Consider the following 21,693-nt stretch of genomic DNA (forward strand, 5'->3'; position numbering starts at 1 on the left):
AAATTTACAGCCTCATACTACATAATAAAAACTATATTATACTTTCCGCAACGCATCGACACTGGCAGATAACCCTTCTCCCCCTCGAACGTCAACTTAACCTCCAACAAAGAAACGCCCCAATCGCCCACAACGTACCGGACACCATTCAGTATTCTAGGACATTCATACTCGGCATTGTTCTCATTAAAACCGTCCTCCCAGCGGTACAACTCTTGATAAACCTCACTCGAGTAATCATTATCAATAGAAATTATCACACTAGAACTGAGGTTTTCGTCGTTGTGTTCGAAGGAAAAGACATTCCCACGTAGATCTCTTTTAGCCACATATATAAGTGCTTCTTCAAACCTGTCCCAATCGATTAAGCGTCGCGGACTTTCCTTTTCATCGCCGAAAGAGAAGATCCGCTCCATCGACATAGCCAACGCCAGCACAGCCACAACAAACAAAATAGGGCCCCATCCAAACCTCCCTAGGCCAACAACAATTTTTTTTCTCACCCGTCACCCCGCGTCGCAATAGGCCACACACCAATGAAACGTTTAAATAACGTCCTCTATTCATGAGACCGAAATTATATTTTGTTACTTAAGGATATATGAATATGGATTGCCAGTGAATTTTTTCCGCAGGCAGCCTCTCGCCCCCGCCCGATCGAATGACCAATCAGGCTGTGCCGGTTCGCTCCGTCCTGTTCCCCGACGTCGGCCCCCAAACTCGGCGTCCCTGGCCCTCGTCTACGCTGAGATGGCGGTACATCACCGCAGTGTCACATCCATCTTCGCGATCGGCGGGAGGCCCCATGGCAGAGTCACTTACACAACAACAGGACGTTGACAGCGACAGCGGCGGACGCTCGCCTCGGCTGATCTGGTCGTTGCGGGCCTTCGGGCTGGCCGGTGCGGCCATGGTCTGGGTGGCCCTTGGGGGTGCCGAGTCGATGTCGCCAGATGCCCGCTGGGTGGCCGCCATCGGCACCCTGATGGCGATCTGGTGGATGACCGAGGCGATCCCGCTGTCGGTCACCTCGCTGCTGCCCATCGTGTTGATTCCCATGCTGACCGAACGCTCGGTGTCCGAGGCCACCGCTCCCTACGCCAGCTCCATCGTGTTTCTATTTCTCGGTGGCTTTCTGATCGCCATCGCCATGGAAAAGTGGCAACTGCACCGGCGTATCGCCCTGACCACCCTGCATCGCGTCGGGGTCGAACCTCGTCGTATCGTGCTCGGCATGATGCTGGCCACCGGTTTTCTGTCCATGTGGGTGTCCAACACCGCCACCACCCTGATGATGCTGCCGATTGCGCTGTCGGTGCTGACCCTGGTGGTGGAACGCTCGAGCTCACAGGACAGTGACGCGGTCGGAGAAGACCTGCACAAGGGCGGCCGCGTCTCGGACATCATCAAGGATGACAACATCCGCAGCTTCGGTGTCTGCCTGGTACTGGCCATCGCCTGGTCGGCTTCCATGGGCGGGCTTGGCACCCTGCTGGGCTCTCCCCCCAACGCCATCGTCGCCGGCTACGCCGCCGACGAACTGGGCCGGGACATCGGGTTCCTGCAGTGGATGATGGTCGGTCTGCCCCTGGCGCTGACCTTTATCCTGATCGGCTGGGTACTCATGACCCGGGTGCTCTATCGCTTCAAGCTCGATGAGATTCCCGGCGGCAAGGCGATGATCGAAGACCAGCTCGATCACCTGGGACCGCTCGGCCAGGGCGAACGCATGGTGATGTTCGTGTTCGCCGGCGCGGCCTTTCTGTGGGTGGTGCCGGGGCTGATCGCCAGCCTGCCGCTGATCGGCGACTGGTTTTCGTTCCTTGACGCCTTGAATGACACCGCCATCGCCATCGGCGCCGGTATCGTGCTGTTTTTCCTGCCGGGCAACGCCAAGGGCGACATGGTGCTGGACTGGCAGGACGCCGAGGATGGCCTGCCCTGGGGCGTACTGTTGCTGTTCGGCGGCGGCCTGTCGCTGGCCAGCGCGGTGGCAGCGTCAGGGCTCGACGGCTGGTTCGGCGAACAGGTCAGCGCGCTGGGAGCGCTGCCGATGGTGGCGCTGGTGGTGGCGGTGACGACGATCGTGCTGTTTCTTACCGAGATCACCTCCAACACTGCCACCGCCGCGACCTTCATCCCGGTGCTGGGCGGGGTCGCCGTCGGCATTGGCGCCGACGCCATGACGCTGCTGATACCTGCCGCCTTCGCCGCGACCTGCGCCTTCATGCTGCCGGTGGGCACGCCGCCCAACGCCATCGTGTTCGGCTCCGGCGCCGTCACCATCTCGCAGATGGCCCGTGGCGGGATCGTGCTCAACGTGATCGGCGTCGCCCTGATCACCCTGTTCTGCTACGTACTCGGGGGGCTGGCCCTGGGTCTGCGTTTCTAGGCCGGTCCGAAAGGGCTCGGATTGAAGGGCGGGATAAACCAGGAGCCTCACCTGCCGGTGGGGCTCTCTCCCGGTTGTCGGCGCTGTCGAAGACGGGCCTCGGCCTGCTCAAGCACCTCCCAGGCCAAGCGACGAAGGCCGACCTCCCCCTCGGTCATGGCCTCGAGCAGGGCTCGCTTTTCCTTCAGATAGAGGCGTGCAAATCCCGGGTCATGCTCGACGATAGAGCCGGTGTTGTGGATCAGGTCGGCGTACTTGATGGTCTGGGCGCGGGCGCCGGCTTGTGCCAGACGCTCCAGCGCCAAGCGCTTGCGCACGGCGCGATTGCCCACCTCAGGCCCTTCGAGATCGCTTAGCGCCAACACCAGCGCGGTCACCTCTTCCCCGAAGTTGTCACCCAGTGTCTGGGCCGTCACCTGGGTGTCCTCCAGTACATCGTGCAACCAGGCGGCGGCAACCATGGCGGGGTCGCCGGGGCAGTGGCGGCTGACCAGCGCGGCCACAGCGGCGGGATGCTCGATATAGGGGGTGTCCAGGTACTTGCGCCGCTGACCGATGGCGCCGTGAGCCGCCGTGGCGAAGAGCCGCGCCGCCTCCACGGTGTCGATGCCCGAGATCTCGCTTGCGTCGCTGGAGGGTGTGTCCACGCTGTCGCTCCCGTGTCGTGTCTTTATCGTGCGCCCCGGTCGGGCCCATTGCCGGTCCAGCACCTTTTGCTGATTGAGGCCTCGGCCGCCGCGGCTTAGGCTGACAGACCCGACCTCAAGACGACATCAGGCGCTCCCCTGGCCGACCAGGAACCGCCATCAAAGGAACTGCCATGAAACGCGAAACCCTCGCCCTGCACCACGGCTACGCCCCTGACGACCAGCACTCTGTCGCGGTCCCGATCCACCAGACCACCTCGTTTTCCTTCGATGATGCCCAGCATGCCGCCGACCTGTTCGATCTCAAGGTCGAGGGCAACATCTATTCGCGCATCATGAACCCCACCTGCGCGGTGCTGGAAAATCGCGTGGCCGCCCTGGAAGGTGGTATCGCTGGCCTGGCGGTGGCCTCCGGCATGGCCGCCATTACCTATACCATCCAGACGCTTGCCGAAAGCGGCGACAATATCGTCTCGATCAGCGAACTCTACGGCGGTACCTACAACCTCTTTGCCCACACCCTGCCGCGCCAGGGCATCGAGGTCCGCTTCGCCGACAAGGACGACCTCGCCGGCATCGCCGAGCGCATCGATGAGCGTACCAAGGCGGTGTTCTGCGAAAGTATCGGCAACCCTTCGGGCAGTGTGGTGGACATCGCCGCACTCGCCCAGGTGGCCCACGACAACGGTGTCCCGCTGATCGTCGACAACACCGTGGCCACGCCCTTCCTGTGGCGACCGATCGAACACGGCGCCGATATCGTGGTGCACTCCGCGACCAAGTATATCGGTGGCCACGGCACCACCGTGGGTGGCGTGATCGTCGATTCCGGTCGCTTCCCCTGGGCCAGCCATGCCGAACGCTTTGCGCTGCTCAACGAGCCCGACCCCTCCTATCACGGCATCAGCTATACCCGAGACGTCGGCGACGCGGCCTTTATCGCCCGCGCCCGGGTCGTGCCACTGCGCAACATGGGGGCGGCCCTCAGCGCCCAGGCCGCCTGGAATCTGCTGCAGGGTCTCGAGACACTGGCGCTGCGTATCGAGCGCATCTGTGCCAACACCCAGACTATCGCCGAGTACCTCGAGGGCCACGAGGCGGTGTCCTGGGTCAAGTACGCTGGCCTTTCACATCACAAGGACCACGAGCTGGCCAAGCGCTACATGAACGGCCAGGCCTCCGGCATCTTGAGCTTCGGCATCAAGGGCGGACGAGACGCCGGGGTGCGCTTCTACGACGCGCTCGGGCTGATCCTTCGACTGGTCAATATCGGTGACGCCAAGACCTGCTCGGCGATTCCGGCGGTGACCACCCATCGCCAGCTCAATGACGAGGAACTGGCCGCCGCCGGGGTCACCGCGGACATGGTGCGCCTGTCTGTCGGCATCGAGCATGTCGACGATCTGATGGCGGACCTGGACCAGGCGCTCAAGGCGTCTCAGGGCTAGCCCGAGCCCGGCACCGGCAATCCCACCGGGGTCGGCGACGATGGCAGCCAATCGCCCTTGATCAGGGCTAGCCCGGGCGGTAGAAGCGCAGCAGGTGTTGGTGACAGCGTCCATCCACGGGGATGGACGTTCAACTTTGGCTTACCTTTTTCCTAGCCAGAGCCTGGCACAGGTAGCCCCACCGGGGTCGGCGACGGTGGCAGCCAATCGCCCTTGATCAGGGCTTCTGCCGGGCGGTAGAAGCGCAGCGTGTACGTCCAACCCGGGGCGATCGCCAGATGGTTGGGTGCCTGGGGGTCGCCGCCAAAGTGGAGGGTTACCGAACCATCCTCGTTGGCGTCGGCCTCGACACTGGTCAAGGAGTGCGCCCCGTCGGCGCCCTCGATCAGACGCCCTCTGGCATCGTAGACGGTCACCGACCAGAACCCGGTGACCGGCACGTCCACCGGCAGAATCAGCACCTGAGGCGTCTCGCCATCATTGTGAAGCGGGCTGACAGTGACGTAGTAGGCGTCCTCGATGGGCTGGCCCAGCCAACCCGCGGCCGTCCCCCACAGATGCCGCACCGGGTCGACGCTGTCCTCGGCGCCAAACATGCCGTGGCTGCCGGAGATAAAGGGCGACAGACCAAGCACCGCCTCTCTTACCTCGCTCAGTCGCTCCATATCCCACTCGGGCAATGACAGCTCTCCCGCGTCATCCTGGGACCACTCGATGGCATCCTGCAGCGCGTTGGCTTCGGCGATGTCCGCGTTCGAGTCGGCGTCCACCTGGGTACGGAACATGACCAGGGCATAGCGCGAACCGACGCTCTCTTCATCCAGCACGATCTCGCGTCCGCCGTAGGACATCATCGGGGTGTAGTGGTCCTGGTTGACCACCTGCATGGACTGCAGTCGGGTGGCGCTGGCCGGGGCGGTGAAGGTCACCGGTGAGGCCAGATCGAAGACGCCGACGCTGTGCAGGATATCCCGATTGACCCGAACCACCTCGGCGTCCACCGGCAACGGCGCGCGGTCATGGCGCAGGCTGCCAAAATAGCCATCATCGGCATAGTTCTGGAAGTGGGTGTCGGTCTGCGCCCGCACATAGGTATCCAGATTGACCGCACCGTCCGAGCTGGATGGCTCGGTGGCCTCTGCGGTCGCTGCCACTGCGTTCGAGACCAGGCCGCTTGCCATTGCCAGCAGCAGCCAGGAAAACCGCTTCATTGTCATCCCCGCACCCCGATTGTCGGTCGCGAGCCCTGGCGGCCAGAGCCCTGCCTCTGGCTCAGCATAGCGTCTTCGCGGCACGAAGGACTCAACGGCATGAAAACGGCGGCCCCGAGGGCCGCCGCAGGTCTCACTACTCAGTAAGCAGTGAATTGACGTTTCCAGAGACTGTCAGCTACCGGCGATGGTCATCTCATCGATCAACCAGCTACCGCTGTGGATGCTGCCACGGGTATCGATATCATCCCCCAGTCCCACCAGACCCTGGAACATGCCTGCCAGGTTGCCGGCGATGGTGAACTCCTCGACGGGATGCTGAATCTGGCCGTTCTCGACCCAGAAACCGGCCGCACCGCGGGAATAGTCACCGGTGACGCCGTTGACGCCCTGCCCCATCAGCTCCGTGACCAGTACGCCCCGATCCATCTTCGAGAGCAGCGCCTCGCGGCTTTCCAGCGGCGCCTCGAGGCGCAGGTTGCGTGCCCCGCCGGCGTTGGCGGTGGTCTGCATGCCGAGCCGACGCGCGCTGTAGGCCGACAGCATGTAGCTGGCCAGACGCCCCTGCTCGATAAAGCGATTGTTGCGGGTCTGGACGCCGTCGCCGTCGAACGGACTGCTGGCCATGCCACCCACCAGCATCGGCTGCTCGGCGAGGCTGAACCACTCGGGAAACAGAGTCTCACCCAGGCGGCCACACAGGAAGGAGGCGTCGCGGTAGATGGCGCCGCCGGCCAGGGCCGACATCAGGTGGCCGATCAGGCCGCTTGCCAGGGTCGGGTCGAACATCACAGGAAAACGCCCGGTCTGGGGGCGTTGCCCCCCGAGGCGCTGTAGCGTACGCTCGGCGGCGCTGCGGCCGACCTCCGCCGGGTCACGCAGCGCCCGTGGATCCCGGGCGCTGGTGTAGTCGTAGTCCCGCTGCATGCCGGATGCGTCCTCGGCGATCAGCAGGCAGGAAAGCGAGTGACGGCTGCCGCGCTGGCTGCCGAGAAAACCATGGCTGTTGGCGTAGACGCGAACGCCCTCGCCGCTCGACAGGCTGGCACCGTCGGAGCTGCGGATACCCGGCTCGGCCAGGCCCGCCGCCTCGCAGGCAAGCGCCAGCTCTATCGCCTTGTCGGTGTCCAGCGCCCAGGGGTGATGGACGTCGAGATCCGGCAACTCGGTCGCCATCAGCTCGGCGTCGGCAAGCCCGGAGGCAGGATCCTCGCCGGTGTAGCGGGCGATGGCGATGGCCTTCTCGACCACGCTCTTGATCGAGGCGTCGCTGGCATCGGTGGACGAGGCGCTGCCCTTGCGCTTGCCCAGATAGACGGTGACGGCGATGCCCTGATCACGGGACAGCTCCACCGACTCCACATCGCCCTCGCGCACGCTTACACCGGTGCCCTGATCGACGCTGGCGCCGACCTCGCAGGCATCCGCACCCAGTCGCCGAGCAAGCTCGAGCGCGGTCTCGGCACGACTTTCCAGCACCGCTTGCTGGGCTCTGGCATCAAACGCCTGTGTCATCTTGTACTCCTTGTCCGACCATAGGGGTCGGCTGAGACTGTCATCCTGCGGCGCCTCGGGCGCCACAGGCTGGTATACTTTCGCGGACGTCGCGCCCGGCGCGACCACCGCCTTTTCGATTTTCCCCGATGCCTTCACCAGGGACCCGGTATGACCCAGGATGACCTTTCCCCCGACGACCGCCCCAGCAAGTCCCAGCTCAAGCGGGAGATGCACGAGCTGCAGGCGCTGGGCGAGCGCTTCATCGCGATGAAGCCCGAGGAGCGCGCCCGCTTCCCGCTGTCGGACGATCTGCTTCGCGCCATCGACGAGACCGACCGCATTCGTGCCCGCGAGGCCAGACGCCGCCATATGCAGTACGTCGGCAAGCTGATGCGCAAGGAAGACCTGGAGGCCATCCAGGCGGTCTTCGACGACATCGAGAAGGCTCAGGTCCAGCGCGACCATGCCTTCCTGCGCCTGGAAAAGTGGCGTGATCGCCTGATCGAAGAAGGTGATGACGCCGTCGAACCCTTCCTCGAAGACTATCCCCAGGCCGATCGCCAGGCGCTGCGTCAGCTGATCCGCAACGCCCGCAAGGAGCGCGAGCAGAACAAGCCCCCCACCAACGCCAAGCGGCTTTACAAGCTATTGCGTGATACCGCAGGGATCTAACCACCGGGCTCGAGGGCCAGTCTGACGAGTGACTGCGCTCGACGGCGTTACCGCCACCGCCCTAGGGCTTTTCTGAAAAGCGCCTAGGTCCTGCAGGCTCCGCCTTGGCGCCGACACCTCCGTCGGCGCCGCCTTGTCGCTCAGCCAGCTTGCCTCGGCTGTATCAGGATTGGGTGCCACCCACGGTCAACTCGTCGAGCTTGAGGGTCGGCTGACCGACGCCCACCGGCACCCCCTGTCCTTCCTTGCCGCACACTCCGATACCGGTGTCCAGTTCCATGTCGTGGCCGATCATCGAGACCTGGCCCATCGCTTCGGGGCCATTGCCGATCAGCGTCGCCCCCTTGACCGGCGCGGTGATCCGACCGTCCTCGATCAGGTAGGCTTCGCTGGCCGAGAACACGAACTTGCCCGAGGTGATGTCCACCTGACCGCCGCCGAAGCTGACCGCGTAAAGCCCGCGCGAGACGCTCTTGATGATGTCCTGGGGGTCGTCCATGCCGGCGCGCATGTAGGTATTGGTCATGCGCGGCATCGGCATATGGGCGAAGGATTCGCGACGGGCGTTACCGGTGGGCGCCATGCCCATCAGGCGGGCGTTCAGCTTGTCCTGCATGTAGCCGGTAAGGATGCCGTCCTCGATCAGGGTGGTGCATTGGCTGGGGGTGCCCTCGTCGTCCACCGACATCGAACCACGGCGATCCATCAGGGTGCCGTCGTCGACCACGGTGACGCCGGGCGACGCCACGCGCTCGCCGATACGACCGGCGAAGGCCGAGCTGCCCTTGCGATTGAAGTCGCCCTCGAGGCCATGGCCCACCGCCTCGTGCAGCAGGATGCCGGGCCAGCCGGCCCCCAGCACCACCGGCATCTGTCCGGCGGGGGCATCGGTCGCCTCCAGGTTGACCAGCGCCTGACGCACCGCTTCCTTGGCGTAGGTCTCGGCGACGCCTTCGTCGCGCAGTCTTGCCATGGGGTAGCGGCCGCCACCACCGGCGCTGCCGCGCTCACGCCGGCCGTTCTTGACCGCAATGACACTGACATTGAGCCTCACCAGCGGGCGCACGTCGGCGGCGACGGTGCCGTCACTGGCGCTGACCAGTACCACTTCGTAGACGCCGGACAGCGAGGCGCTGACCTGGGACACGCTGGGGTCGGCGGCGCGGGCCACCCGGTCGGCCAGCTTGAGCATGGCGACCTTGTCTTCGGCCGACAGCCCTGACAGCGGGTCGATGCCCGCGTAGCGCGGCTCGGCACTGACCTGGATGCGTGGCGCCTGGGTCAGGGTGGCGCCGCTGCGCACGATGCCAGAAGCGGTGCGGCCCGTCTCGGCCAGGGCATCGGCGTTGATCTGGTTGGAGTAGGCGAAGCCGGTCTTCTCGCCGGCCATGGCGCGCACCCCGACGCCACCGTCGATGTTGTAGCTGGCTTCCTTGACCTCGCCGTCCTCCAGCACCCAGCCCTCTTGCCAGGTCCGCTGAAAGTACAGATCGGCGTAGTCGATGCCAGGGCCCAGGGCGTGCCGGAGCCCCGTGTCGAGACCGCCGAGATCGAGGCCTCCCGGGGTCAACAGGGTGGCCACGGCCTCATCGAAGGATGCAGCTTGAGATGTCATTGAGCACTTTCCAGAGTGATCCGGGGCGAGGTCCAGGGACCCTGCACCAGATAGTGAATTCGCGTCACCCGGTCGATGACGTCGCCGAACAGCTTGTCGGCCACAAACAGGGCACCGCCCACGACGGGCGCCCCTACGGCCACGGCTGCCAGCGGCAGGTTGTTGCTGACCGGCACGGTCACACCGAGCATCAGGTCGAGCTGACGTCGCGCCAGGTCGGCGGAGCCGTCCAGGGTAAAGTCGGTGGCGGGGCCATCGATACGAATCGGCCCTTCGGTTTCCAACACTCCACCATACAGGGTCGCGGCACCACTGACACGGTCGAAGGCGGTACCCTCACCGGTGACGTCCGAGAAATCCAGACGCAGGCGCCGCAGCAGGTTGTCGACGTTGAGTAGTCCCACCACCTTGGCCGAGGGCGAGCTGATATTGGCGAAGGTTCCGTCGACCATATCGACGTTCAGGCTACCGCGTGATCGGGCCAGCGCAAACTGCCAGGGGGCCCCCGGCCAGGCCAGCTGACTGTCCACATCGAGTCTTTCGGCGCGTACCGCCACGTCCTGCCCGAGCGCCGCCAGCGCGGTCCCGGGATCGCCCCCGGTGAGCGCCAGTCGCGAGCGCGTCAGGCTGGCCTGACTACCGGAGGCTTCCCATACCAGCGACCCCTCTGCCGTGACCTCGCCCAGGGTGAGGGATACCGGCTCGACCGACAGCCGATCACTGCTGGAACGCCATGCGCCGTTGAAGGGCCCGACCCGATTGCCCTGGTACACGATATCGTCGATGGTGAGACGTCCGTCGGGCAGCTCGCGCACTCGCTGCGGGAAGGCCGCAGGCGCGCTGGCGACTTCAAGCTCACCGAACAAAGAGCCGGACTCGGCACCCTGAACCGCCGTTTGCCCGCTCTCGGGAATCAAGTTGTCCAGCACCAGTCGATCGAGATCGAGGACCAATGGCTGGGTAGTGCCCGGGCGGTAGGTCACCTGGCCGTCGACCAGGCTTCCGCCGAGCGCCGCCTTCCACTGCCTGGCACCTTGGCTGAAGCGGGGACTGGCGTCGATGGTCAGCGTGCCGAGACAACGATCGCCGTCGCTCAGGCAGTCGGTGCGGGCCTCCAGGCGTGACAGTCCCGCCCCGCCGCCGCCACTGGAGCCGCCTTCCGGCATGGCACCGGCCAAGGGCTTCAGGGCGTCGGCCCAGGCGCCCAGATCGAGTCGCTGCAGATAGGCCAGCACCGACCAGCCCGGCTCACCGGGCCAAGCGCCAGGTGCCGCCCGACCGACCCACAGCTGACCCTGGCTGCCGCCGGGCCCGGCGGCGCGCCAACGGGCGCCGACATCGCGCCCGTACTGGCCGCTCAACACCGGTGAATCGCCGAGGCTCAGGTCCAGCTTGAGCGGTACCGTCTGGGAGGCACGCTTGCCCAGCGGTGCCGGTAGTGCGATCGACAGCCCCTCCAGGGTGCTTTCCAGCGACAGACGCTGGGCATCGAGCTCAAGCCGGCCTTGCCAGGGGAAGGAGCCCGACAGCAGTACCCCAGGCTCGAGTCCCGCCCAGTCCAGCAGCGCCGGCGCTTCGGCGCGTCCTGACAGCGCCACGCTATCGTTGCGGCCCTGAAGGTCGGCCGCCACGCTACCACCGAGCACCTGGCCCTCAAGACGACCGGACAATCCACCTTCTTCGCCCTGCTGGGACCAGGTCAGGGGGCCGCTGACGTTCTCGAACTCGAGCTCGGTGCCCTGATGCACGACCCTCGACGCCCGGGCGTCGGCCTCGACCTTCAGGTCCAGGGCGTCCGGGTCGGCCATCGGCAGCGACAGCGACAACTGGCCAGTCACACTACCCTCGCCGCGCCAGTTACTGGCGGCCTCGGCGCCCTCCACCGGCATCTCTTCGAGAAATGCCAGCAACTGCGTCAGCGACGCCGACAGCGGCCCTTCGACGCTGAGTACCTCGTCGGCCAGTTTGACGCTGGCGCCTTCGGTCTTCACGCCCTGGCTCTCGGCATGGTCGACGCGCGCCTCCAGACTGTCATCCTCGACGGACAGGTGGCCGCTGACGTTGCTAAGCGCCGGCCAGCCTTCGGCGTAGGGCACCCGCCCCTCGACGATATCCAGATCCAGGCTGAGACTGCTGTCGAGCTTCTCGCTGTCGAGGTCGTCCTGCTCACGCAGCGGCACGTGCAGGCGCAGCTGCCCCTGGGGCACCCGCCCGGCCAGACCACTGGCCAGCCAGTCCGCGAGTTCGGCGTCCACATCGTTGCGCAACAGCGGCATCGGCAACCACTCGCTCAAGGCGATATCCCGGGCGTTGACGTCGCGCATGTCCAGCTCAAGACCGAAGCCCCCGCGACGATCGGCGGCGATGGCCAGACCAAAGCCCCCTTCCACCTGGGCGTCGCGCCAGCCGACCTTGAGGTCGCGTCCACTGACGAAGCTGCGCGGCCCGTCGTAGGACCAGATCACCTCGCCGGTGGCGTAGTCGAGCTGCATGGGGGCGGCAAACAGCTCAGGGAAATGCATCGATGCCTGGCCAGCGTCGACGAAGTCCACTCGACCACGGGTGCCGTCGGCTTCCACCCAGACATCCAGCGGGCCGCCGCCGGGCGCACTCTCCCAGGGGTCGACCTCGACCCCCAGCGCGCTGACCCGGGCACGCCATTCGTCATCGAGCCTGCCAAAGCCCAGCCCGGTCACCTGACCGCGGGGCTTCAAGGCGTCCACCGCCCGGGCCAGGCCCTCAGGCAGGCGCAGACGCTCACGCCACTGCGCCAGTGCACCCAGCTCGAAGCCGCTGGCGTTGGCCCACCAGCCGTTTTCGCGGCTGGCCACGTGCCAGTACTGAGGCAAGGCGCCACCTTCCGGCGCGGTTTCGCCGTCGTTGCCGGTCCAGCTCACGTCTTCGGCGTCACCCTCGAACCAGGCCTCCCAGTCATCGACGTCGCGTCTCAGCCACTGACCGCGCAATTCGGCCCCGTTGAGCACGATGCCACCAGGCGAGCCCTCGCCCATCTCCTCGGCGACCGCTGTCGCCATCGCGTCGCGCTGATTGAGCGCCAGGCGCGGTGCCAGTACATCGAGGCGCACATCCGCCAGGCGTCCGTTATCCCAGCGCGCCCAGACGGTGGCGTCCCCGCTGGCCTCGTCGAAGCGCAGCACGTCCTCGATGCCGATCAGTCGTGACAAGCCGGTCAGGCTGTCGAGTTGCATGGTGCCCTGCAGGGCGGCGCTGAAATTGCTCGCCTCGCGACTGCCCGGCGTCAAGGCCATGACGATCTCCATGGCCTCGGCGTCGCGATCCTCGATGAATACCTCACCCTCGATATGGGTGCGCATCTCATCGCCGGTCATCAACAGCCGCGGCGCATGCAGGGTGGTCACCTCGCGGCGCCCGTGCAGCACCACGCGCAGGTCATCGACCCAGGCACGTTGGCGCAGCATGACGCCGACCCAGAAGTCCAGACGCTCGAGGTCAAACTGCCCTTCGGGCATCAGTTCGGGGGGGATACGCGCCGGCTGTGGCCACAGCCAACGACGTTCGCGGTCCTGATAAAGGTGGAGGGTGACGCCCTGGAAGTGGGCCTTGTCGACCACCGGCAGCCCCTCGTCAAGGCTCGCCAGGGTGTCCAGGCGCACTTCACCGCGCTCGACCTGCAACAACGGATAGCTGCCCGTGGCGTCTTCGGCCTCGAGTCGCAGCCCGTCCAGGGTCAAGCCGGGGTCGAGGCCGTGCAGACTGCCTTCGAGACTCACCAAATGGGTCTCCGCCTCGAAGCGCGACGCTATCATCTCGACCAGTCGATCCTCGAGGCGATCGACCTGGCCCAGCGACACGCGCAGCACCAGCGACAGCAGCGCGGCCATCGCCAGCACTACCGCCACCAGCGTCAACAACCAGCGAGTCAGCAGGCGGATCGGCCTCATCGGATCACATCAGCACGATGTCGTACTGCTCCTGGGAATAGTGGGTCTCGACCTGAAAACGAATGGTCTTGCCGATAAATTCCTCGAGATCGGCGACCGCGGCCGACTCCTCGTCGAGCAGTCGGTCCACCACCGCCTGGGAGGCCAGCACCGCATAGGTTTCGGCGTTGTAGGCGCGCTCTTCACGCAGGATCTCGCGAAATATCTCGTAGCACACCGATTCCGGCGTCTTGAGAGTGCCCCTGCCCTGGCAGGAAGGACACGGCTCGCACAGGGTCTGCTCGAGGCTTTCACGGGTGCGTTTGCGGGTCAGCTGTACCAGCCCGAGCTCAGTGACGCCGGTGCATTTGGTCTTGGCGTGATCCCGTTCCAGCGACTTCTCGAGCATCCTCAGCACCTGGCGCTGGTGCTCGGTGTCCACCATGTCGATGAAGTCGATGATGATGATGCCGCCGAGATTGCGCAGACGCAGTTGACGAGCGATGGCGGTGGCCGCCTCGAGGTTGGTCTTGAAGATGGTTTCTTCGAGGTTGCGGTGACCAACGTAGGCGCCGGTGTTGACGTCGATGGTGGTCATCGCCTCGGTGGGGTCGATCACCAGGTAGCCGCCGGACTTGAGCTGGACCTTGCGCGCCAGCGCCTTCTGGATCTCGTCCTCGACGCTGTACAGGTCGAAGATCGGTCGCTCGCCGGCGTAATGTTCGATGCGTCCCACCGCCGAGGGCATGAACTCTTCGGCGAACTCGACCAGCTTGACGTGGTTTTCGCGGGAGTCGATGCGCACCTTCTCGATATCGTCGCGCATGACGTCGCGCAGGGTGCGCATGAACAATGGCAGATCGTCGTAGATGACGCTGGGCGCCGGCGCGGTCAGCCGACGTTCGCTGACCTTGCGCCACAGCCGCAGCAGGAAGTGCATGTCGGCGACCATCTCCTCGAGCGTCACGCCCTCGGCGGCGGTGCGCACGATAAAGCCACCGGAGACCTCGATCTGCTGCTCGGCCGCGGCTTCCTCGACCAGACCGCGCAGGCGCTCGCGCTCGGTCTCGTCCTCGATGCGCTGGGACACGCCGTTGTGAGGCGAGTCCGGCATGTACACCAGGTAGCGCGACGGTACCGACAAGTGGGTGGTCAGGCGAGCGCCCTTGGAGCCGATGGGGTCCTTGGTGACCTGAACCACCAGCGACTGGCCTTCATGCAAGAGCTGCGAGATGGACGGCTGGTCATCACCGTTGGCGCTGTGCTCACCGACATCGTGGGCGTGAATGAAGGCTGCACGAGACAGGCCAATATCGACAAAGGCCGCCTGCATGCCGGGCAGTACCCTCACCACCTTGCCCTGGTAGATATTGCCGACGATGCCACGACGCCTGGCCCTCTCGATGAAGGCCTCCTGCAGCACGCCGTTCTCCACCACGGCCACGCGGGTTTCCATGGGCGTCAGGTTGATGAGTACTTCACCACTCATTCGGCAGTCCTTGTCCTTTGATGTCTCGCGCCATTATGACATAGCCGCCGGCGGTTGCGATGGCGCTGGCGCCGGACCTCCCGTCCGGCTCGACTGAAGCAGCACACGCCTGCCGGTGGCCCAGCGGGCGGCTCGCCGTCTCGTCGAGCGGCGGCGCCACTACACCCTCACGCCACCCTCACGACAGCCTCACAATAAAGCGCCGTTCCACACAGGCACGCGCTGTCGGCGCAGCAGGCTCGCCGTCTCGTAGAGCGGCAGCCCCACCACCGCGGAATAGCTGCCTTCGACGCGCTCGACAAAGACCGAGGCGAGCCCCTGGATGGCGTAACCGCCTGCCTTGTCGGCAGGCTCACCGGTGCGCCAGTAGGCGCGAATCTCGTCGTCCTGGAGCTCACGCATCAGCACATCGCTGACGACCGTTGCCTCGAGCACCCCGGCGGGTCCGCTGACCGCCACCGAGGTCATCACCTGATGCCAGCGCCCGGACAGCGAGCGCAGCATGACAAAGGCGTCCTCGGCGTCGACAGGCTTGCCGAGAATCTCGCCGTCGCGCACTACCGACGTGTCGGAGCCCAGCACCGGCAAGTCGAGGCCCGTCTCACGCCTGGACCTGGACTCAGACCCGGTCTCGGCTTCTGCCCCAGCCACGGCCTTGGCCCGGGCCAGGCGGGCGACGTAGTCCTGGGCCGCTTCACCAGGATGCGGCGTCTCGTCGACATCCACCGGCGCGATCTCCACCGCCACACCGATGCTCGCCAGCAGCTCACGCCGCCGGGGCGAGGCAGAGGCCAGGCGCAGCACCGGGGAATTCACATCAGCATCGAGGGGCTCACTCATCGCTTGCGTCTCCAACGCTTTCGTGGGGGCTCAGGTCATGAGGGATTCAGGTCTTGGCGGAACGCCGGCCGATGGCCTTGAACAGGGTCGCCAGCCAGGGCCACAGCGCCGCCCCGATCAACGATGGCATCAGAAACGACAGGTGCATGGAAAACGGGCCGAACAGGGTACGCAGCCACTGTTCCACCAACTGCACCAGTCCCAGCAAGACGAAGATCAGCACCGCCTGCTGGAGCAGCGAGTAGGTCCTGAAGCGGGGGTACACCAGCGCCGAGAGGAAGGCCAGCAACGACAGCGTCAGCGCGCTCTGCCCGAGCGGCGCCCCTTCGATGAGGTCCAGCAGCAGGCCCAGCACGAAACCATGAAAGACGCCCACCCGGTCGGGCTGTGCCATGCACCAGTACAACAGCATCAGGCCCAGCCAGTCGGGCCGCCAGACCTGCCAGCCGTCGGCCATGGGCATGACCTGCAGACACAGCGCCAGAGACAGGGTCAACCATACCCACACCAGGCTGACGCGAGGGGTAGCGGCCATCAGTCGTCCTCCTCGTCTTGCTCGGGGGGCGTCAACAGCTCACCCAGGCGGCGGGCTGCCTCGACGGCCTCGGGGTCCAGCTCCGGGTGCCAGCGTCCTCGCGAGACGTCGAGCGCAGGCTCCGGCGGAAACAGCAGAAGGAAGTGACGCGAGCGCTGCAACTGGGCGACGGGAGCGGCGCTGACCGTGGCGAAGGGCTCGCCAGGATCGTGACTGACGTCGCTGACCCTGGCCACCGGATAACCCGCAGGAAAGCGTCCGGCCAGGCCGGAGCTCATCAGCAGGTCACCGACGCGAATGTCGGCGGTATCCGGAACGTGCAGCACCTTCAGCGCGTCGTAGCTGCCGGTACCCTGGATAATGAAGCGAAGCCCGTTGCGATTGACCTGGATCGGCAAGGCGTGACTGGCATCGGTAAGCATCAGCACGCGGCTCGAGTAGGCGGAAAGCTCGCTGACCTGACCGGCGATACCGGAGGAGTCCATCACCGGCTGGCCGACATAGACGCCATCGCGGCGGCCACGATCGATCACCATCTGGTGGGTGAAGGGGTCGGGATCCAGCGACAGCAGTTCGGCGGTGAGGTAAGGCACCTCGTGATCCCGGGCGGCGTCGAGCAGCTCGCGCAGGCGCACGTTCTCGGCGGTCAGGCTGGCCATGCGCTGTACCCGATGGGACAGGGTCAGCAGCTGCTCGCGCAGTCGCGCGTTCTCTTCCACCAGCGAGCGTTGCTCGGACAGCGCCAGGGCGCCCCAGTTGAGCACGTCACTGGGCAGACTGACGGCCCACTGGATCGGCGCCACCAGCGTCGACAGCTGGGCACGCACCGATTCCATTCGGGTGAAGTGGGTATCGACAAACATCAGCCCGCCCGCGAGCACCGCACACAACAGCATGCGGTACCCGGGCACGGAGCCATGCGAGAACAGCGGTTTGATAGGCCGACTCCCTGGAGGTCCTGGGCCAGACGTCGTCAGTCGCTGGAGAGCAGCTCGAAGGTGTGCTGATCGATCATCTCCAGCGCCTTGCCGCCACCACGTGCCACGCAAGTGAGCGGGTCATCGGCGACCACTACCGGCAGGCCGGTCTCCTCGGCGATCAGTTTGTCCAGATCACGCAGCAGCGCGCCACCACCGGTCAGCACCAGGCCGCGCTCGGCGATGTCTGATGCAAGCTCGGGCGGTGACTGTTCCAGGGCGCTCTTGACCGCCGACACGATGGAGCCCAGCGGCTCCTGCAGGGCGTCGAGGATCTCGTGGGAATTGAGGGTGAAGCTGCGCGGAATGCCCTCGGCCAGGTTGCGACCGCGCACGTCGATTTCGCGCAGCTCGCCGCCCGGATAGGCACAGCCGATCTCTTCCTTGATGCGCTCGGCGGTGGCTTCGCCGATCAGGCTGCCATAGTGGCGCCGTACATAGGAACTGATGGCCTCGTCGAAACGATCGCCGCCGATGCGGATGGACTCGGAATAGACCACGCCATTGAGCGAGATGATGGCGATCTCGGAGGTACCACCACCGATGTCGACAACCATCGAACCCTGCGCCTCTTCCACCGGCAGCCCGGCCCCGATGGCCGCGGCCATGGGTTCCTCGATCAGGAAGACTTCACGGGCACCGGCGCCCTCGGCGGATTCCTTGATGGCGCGACGCTCTACCTGCGTGGACATGCAGGGAACGCACACCAGGACCCGGGGGCTCGGCGTCAGGAAGGTGCTCTGATGCACCTTGCGGATAAAGTACTGGAGCATCTGCTCGGTCACGGTGAAGTCGGCGATGACGCCGTCCTTCATCGGACGAATGGCGGTGATGTTTCCGGGGGTGCGGCCCAGCATGCGCTTGGCATCGGCGCCGACCGCAGCAACGCTGCGCATGTTGCCGGACTGCCGAATCGCGACCACGGAGGGTTCATCCAGGACGATCCCGCGATGACGCACATAGATGAGCGTATTGGCCGTCCCCAGGTCGATCGACAGATCGCTGGAAAACACACCTCGTAAACGTTTGAACATGGATAAAGATACCTAGTGCAGACCGGAAACCCTGTGCGGACGCAAACGGTATCACTGACCCCCCCTAGCGGCAAGCGTGATGCGCGTCTCCCTTGACCGGCAAGACCTGCCCGACGACGCGCGAATGTGGTACCTTCTGCGGTCATTTCATGGACCCCTTCCGTCGAGGAATTGATCATGGCGCTTGAACACGCCGAGGTCCTCCGTGCCGCTCACCTGGCCCGGATCGACCTTTCTGAGAATGACGCAGCCCACTATCACGACGATCTCGGCCGGATCCTGGAGATGGTCGATCAGCTCCAGGCGCTCGACACCGAAGGCGTCGCCCCGCTGGCTCACCCCCTCGATGCCACCCAGCGCCTGCGCGCCGACGAGGTCACCGAGAACGACCAGCGCGAGCACTTCCAGCGCTGCGCTCCCCAGGTCGAGAATGGCCTGTACCTGGTGCCGCGGGTCGTCGAGTGACCCCGCGCCCCACCCTTCTCGACATTGGATTCACGCATACAGGGAGCCAGGCCCATGCATGACAGGACACTGACCGAGATCAGCCAGGCGCTCGACGCCGGCGAGATCTCCAGTCGCGAGCTGACCCAGGATCTGCTCGGACGCATCGACCGCCTCGACGGCACACTCAACAGCTTCGTCAGCGTCACCGCCGACCAGGCGCTCGAGGCCGCCGAGGCCGCCGACCGGGCCCGCGCCCGCGGCGAAGCCGGCCGCCTGACCGGCGTGCCGCTGGCACTCAAGGACATCTTCTGCACCCAGGGGGTCAAGACCAGCTGCGGCTCGAAGATGCTCGACAACTTCGTCGCCCCCTACGACGCCACCGTGGTGGAAAAGCTCAAGGCCGCCGGCACGGTCAGCCTGGGCAAGACCAACATGGACGAATTCGCCATGGGCTCCTCCAACGAGTCGAGCTTCTATGGCCCGGTCAAGAACCCCTGGGATCTTGACGCCGTCCCCGGCGGCTCCTCCGGCGGCAGCGCCGCCGCTGTCGCCGCGGGCCTGGTGCCGGCGGCGCTGGGTACCGATACCGGCGGCTCGATCCGCCAGCCGGCAGCCTTCTGCGGCATCACCGGGCTCAAGCCGACCTATGGCCGGGTCTCGCGCTACGGCATGATCGCCTACGCCTCGAGCCTCGATCAGGGCGGCCCCATGGCCCGCAGCGCCGAAGACTGCGCCCACCTGCTCAACGTCATCGCCGGCCACGACGTGCGCGACTCCACCAGCGTGGCCCGCGGTGTTCCTGACTACACCGAGGAGCTCAGCGCGCCGCTGTCCGGCCTCAAGATCGGCCTGCCCAAGGAATACTTCGGCGACGGCCTCGATGCCGGCGTCAACCAGGCCATCGGCGAAGCGATCAAGGTCTACGAATCGCTCGGCGCCAGCGTGCGCGAGGTCAGCCTGCCCCACACCGCCTACGCCATCCCGGCCTACTACGTGATCGCACCGGCGGAGGCCTCCTCCAACCTGTCGCGCTACGACGGCGTGCGCTTCGGCCATCGCTGCGACAACCCCGAAGACCTCATCGATCTGTACAAGCGCTCCCGCGCGGAGGGCTTCGGCGAGGAGGTCAAGCGACGCATCCTGATCGGCACCCACACCCTGTCCGAAGGCTTCTTCGACGCCTACTACAAGAAGGCCCAGCAGGTTCGCCGACTGATTCGACAGGACTTCCTCGATGCCTTCGAAGAGGTCGATGTGCTGATGGGCCCCGCCGCGCCGACCCCGGCCTTCGACCTGGGCGCCCAGAAGGACCCGGTCTCGATGTACCTGCAGGACATCTACACCATCGCCGTCAACCTGGCGGGCATCCCCGGCATCAGCGTTCCGGCGGGCTTTGCCGGCAAGCGCCCGGTGGGCCTGCAGATCCTCGGCACCCACTTCGCCGAGACCCGTCTGCTCAACGTGGCACACCAGTTCCAGCAGGCCACCGACTGGCATTTGAAGCGTCCCGAGATGACCGAGGAGAACTCCTGATGCAGTGGGAAACCGTCATTGGTCTCGAGGTGCACGTCCAGCTCGCGACCCGCTCCAAGATCTTTTCCGGCTCCTCCACCGCCTTCGGTGCCGAGCCCAACACCCAGGCCAATGCCGTTGACCTGGGCCTGCCCGGCGTGCTGCCCGTGCTAAACGAGCAGGCGGTGGCGATGGCGTTGAAATTCGGCCTCGGCATCCACGCCGAGATCCCCGAGGTATCGGTGTTCGATCGCAAGAACTACTTCTACGCCGACCTGCCCAAGGGCTACCAGACCAGCCAGATGTACCATCCCATCGTCGGCGCCGGCGAAGTGGAAATCTGCCTGGAGGACGGCGAGAACAAGATCATCCGGGTGCACCACGCCCACCTCGAGGAAGACGCCGGCAAGTCGCTGCACGAGGACTTCCACGGCATGACCGGCATCGACCTGAACCGGGCCGGCACGCCGCTGCTGGAGATCGTCTCGGAGCCGGACATGCGCTCGACCAAGGAGGCGGCGGCCTACCTCAAGGCGATCCACTCCATCGTCACCTATCTCGGCATCTCCGACGGCAACATGGCCGAAGGCTCGATGCGCTGTGACGTCAACGTCTCGGTCAGACCCAAGGGACAGCAGGAATTCGGCACCCGTGCCGAGATCAAGAACGTCAACTCCTTCCGCTTTGTCGAGCGCGCCATCGCCTACGAGGTCGAGCGTCAGATCGAGCTGATCGAGGACGGCGGCAAGGTGGTGCAGGAAACCCGCCTTTACGACCCCGAGGCCGACGAGACCCGCAGCATGCGGACCAAGGAAGAAGCCAACGACTATCGCTACTTCCCCTGCCCCGACCTGCTTCCGGTGGTGCTCGACTGCGCCTACGTCGAGCACCTGCGCGAGAGTCTTCCCGAGCTGCCCGCCGAGAAGCGCGCGCGCTTCCAGAGCGAGCTGGGACTGTCCGCCTACGACGCTGGCGTGCTGTCGGCCAGCCGCGAGATGGCCGAGTACTTCGAGCAGGTCAAGGACATCTGTGGCGACGCCAAGCAGGCCGCCAACTGGGTCCAGGGCGAGCTGTCCGGCGCGCTCAACCGTGACGGACTGGACATCTCCGATAGCCCGGTCAGCGCCGAGCAGCTCGGCGGCCTGGTCAAGCGAGTGATCGACTCGACCATCAACGGCAAGGCCGCCAAGCAGGTGTTCCAGGCGCTGTGGAACGGCGAAGGCGAAAGCGCCGACGCCATCATCGAGGCCAAGGGCCTGAAGCAGGTCACCGACACCGGCGCCATCGAGGCCATGGTCGACCAGGTGATCAGCGACAGCCCCGCCCAGGTGGCCCAGTACCGTGACGCCGAGCCCGACAAGCGCGGCAAGATGATCGGCTACTTCGTCGGCCAGGTGATGAAGGCCTCACGCGGCACCGCCAACCCCCAGCAGGTCAACGCCCTGCTCAAGGAAAAGCTCGACGCCCTGTGCTGA

At 65.5% G+C, this 21,693-nt stretch carries 17 protein-coding genes; 6 read left to right on the plus strand and 11 right to left on the minus strand.

Annotation, left to right across the window (positions count from 1 at the left end):
* Positions 1-17: 17 nt before the first annotated feature.
* The gene (locus tag NFI08_RS19650; RefSeq protein WP_349591310.1) at positions 18-503 is read right to left on the minus strand and encodes a hypothetical protein; all 486 of its coding nucleotides are present in this window, start codon (positions 501-503) and stop codon (positions 18-20) included.
* Positions 504-805: 302 nt separating this feature from the next.
* On the opposite strand from NFI08_RS19650, the gene NFI08_RS19655 reads away from it, so the two are divergent.
* Positions 806-2,392, plus strand: coding sequence for an SLC13 family permease (locus NFI08_RS19655; RefSeq protein WP_045993062.1), 1,587 nt, complete (start codon positions 806-808; stop codon positions 2,390-2,392).
* A gap of 47 nt (positions 2,393-2,439) precedes the next feature.
* Here the strand turns inward: NFI08_RS19655 and NFI08_RS19660 are convergent, their stop codons facing one another.
* Positions 2,440-3,039 carry an HD domain-containing protein gene (locus NFI08_RS19660; protein ID WP_348814452.1) on the minus strand — a complete coding sequence of 200 codons (600 nt, stop codon included), beginning with the start codon at positions 3,037-3,039 and terminating at the stop codon, positions 2,440-2,442.
* Between the two features lie 173 nt (positions 3,040-3,212).
* Between NFI08_RS19660 and NFI08_RS19665 the strand changes: the two genes are divergently transcribed.
* The gene (locus tag NFI08_RS19665) at positions 3,213-4,487 is read left to right on the plus strand and encodes an O-acetylhomoserine aminocarboxypropyltransferase/cysteine synthase family protein (protein ID WP_222569749.1); all 1,275 of its coding nucleotides are present in this window, start codon (positions 3,213-3,215) and stop codon (positions 4,485-4,487) included.
* Between the two features lie 152 nt (positions 4,488-4,639).
* On the opposite strand, the gene NFI08_RS19670 is transcribed toward NFI08_RS19665, so the two are convergent.
* Complete coding sequence (locus tag NFI08_RS19670; protein WP_349591311.1) at positions 4,640-5,698, minus strand: DUF1214 domain-containing protein; 1,059 nt, start codon at positions 5,696-5,698, stop codon at positions 4,640-4,642.
* A gap of 174 nt (positions 5,699-5,872) precedes the next feature.
* Positions 5,873-7,213, minus strand: a complete 1,341-nt coding sequence (pmbA, locus tag NFI08_RS19675; protein WP_045993060.1) for a metalloprotease PmbA — start codon at positions 7,211-7,213, stop codon at positions 5,873-5,875.
* A gap of 150 nt (positions 7,214-7,363) precedes the next feature.
* Between pmbA and yjgA the strand changes: the two genes are divergently transcribed.
* On the plus strand, positions 7,364-7,867 hold the full coding sequence (gene yjgA / locus NFI08_RS19680; RefSeq protein WP_045993059.1) for a ribosome biogenesis factor YjgA: 504 nt from the start codon (positions 7,364-7,366) through the stop codon (positions 7,865-7,867).
* A 163-nt stretch (positions 7,868-8,030) separates the two neighbouring features.
* On the opposite strand, the gene tldD is transcribed toward yjgA, so the two are convergent.
* The 7 genes from tldD to NFI08_RS19715 all read right to left on the minus strand — a co-directional run bounded on the left by tldD (position 8,031) and on the right by NFI08_RS19715 (position 18,259).
* Entirely contained in the window at positions 8,031-9,482 is a 1,452-nt protein-coding gene (gene tldD, locus NFI08_RS19685) for a metalloprotease TldD (protein WP_222569747.1), read from the minus strand.
* Complete coding sequence (locus NFI08_RS19690; RefSeq protein ID WP_349591312.1) at positions 9,479-13,405, minus strand: YhdP family phospholipid transporter; 3,927 nt, start codon at positions 13,403-13,405, stop codon at positions 9,479-9,481. The genes tldD and NFI08_RS19690 overlap by 4 nt, the downstream gene beginning before the upstream one ends.
* A gap of 4 nt (positions 13,406-13,409) precedes the next feature.
* The gene (rng, locus tag NFI08_RS19695) at positions 13,410-14,873 is read right to left on the minus strand and encodes a ribonuclease G (protein ID WP_045993056.1); all 1,464 of its coding nucleotides are present in this window, start codon (positions 14,871-14,873) and stop codon (positions 13,410-13,412) included.
* A gap of 189 nt (positions 14,874-15,062) precedes the next feature.
* A complete protein-coding gene (locus NFI08_RS19700; RefSeq protein WP_349591313.1) occupies positions 15,063-15,713 on the minus strand; it encodes a Maf family protein in 651 nt (216 codons plus the stop codon).
* A gap of 46 nt (positions 15,714-15,759) precedes the next feature.
* Positions 15,760-16,248 (minus strand): rod shape-determining protein MreD, encoded by a 489-nt coding sequence (gene mreD / locus NFI08_RS19705; protein ID WP_045993054.1) that lies wholly within the window; start codon positions 16,246-16,248, stop codon positions 15,760-15,762.
* Positions 16,248-17,144, minus strand: coding sequence for a rod shape-determining protein MreC (mreC, locus tag NFI08_RS19710; RefSeq protein WP_045993053.1), 897 nt, complete (start codon positions 17,142-17,144; stop codon positions 16,248-16,250). Before mreC ends, mreD begins: the two co-directional genes overlap by 1 nt.
* 77 nt (positions 17,145-17,221) lie before the next feature.
* Positions 17,222-18,259 carry a rod shape-determining protein gene (locus NFI08_RS19715; RefSeq protein ID WP_045993052.1) on the minus strand — a complete coding sequence of 346 codons (1,038 nt, stop codon included), beginning with the start codon at positions 18,257-18,259 and terminating at the stop codon, positions 17,222-17,224.
* A 177-nt stretch (positions 18,260-18,436) separates the two neighbouring features.
* On the opposite strand from NFI08_RS19715, the gene gatC reads away from it, so the two are divergent.
* Genes gatC through gatB form a run of 3 tightly spaced genes read left to right on the plus strand, consistent with a single transcriptional unit; the run spans position 18,437 to position 21,693 of the window.
* Positions 18,437-18,724: an Asp-tRNA(Asn)/Glu-tRNA(Gln) amidotransferase subunit GatC gene (gene gatC, locus NFI08_RS19720; protein WP_045993051.1), complete on the plus strand. Its 288-nt coding sequence runs from the start codon at positions 18,437-18,439 to the stop codon at positions 18,722-18,724.
* A gap of 54 nt (positions 18,725-18,778) precedes the next feature.
* Positions 18,779-20,239: an Asp-tRNA(Asn)/Glu-tRNA(Gln) amidotransferase subunit GatA gene (gene gatA, locus NFI08_RS19725; RefSeq protein WP_349591314.1), complete on the plus strand. Its 1,461-nt coding sequence runs from the start codon at positions 18,779-18,781 to the stop codon at positions 20,237-20,239.
* Entirely contained in the window at positions 20,239-21,693 is a 1,455-nt protein-coding gene (gene gatB, locus NFI08_RS19730) for an Asp-tRNA(Asn)/Glu-tRNA(Gln) amidotransferase subunit GatB (RefSeq protein WP_349591315.1), read from the plus strand. Before gatA ends, gatB begins: the two co-directional genes overlap by 1 nt.

Origin of the sequence: Halomonas sp. EF61, from assembly GCF_040147045.1 — a bacterium.
Taxonomy (GTDB): domain Bacteria; phylum Pseudomonadota; class Gammaproteobacteria; order Pseudomonadales; family Halomonadaceae; genus Halomonas; species Halomonas litopenaei.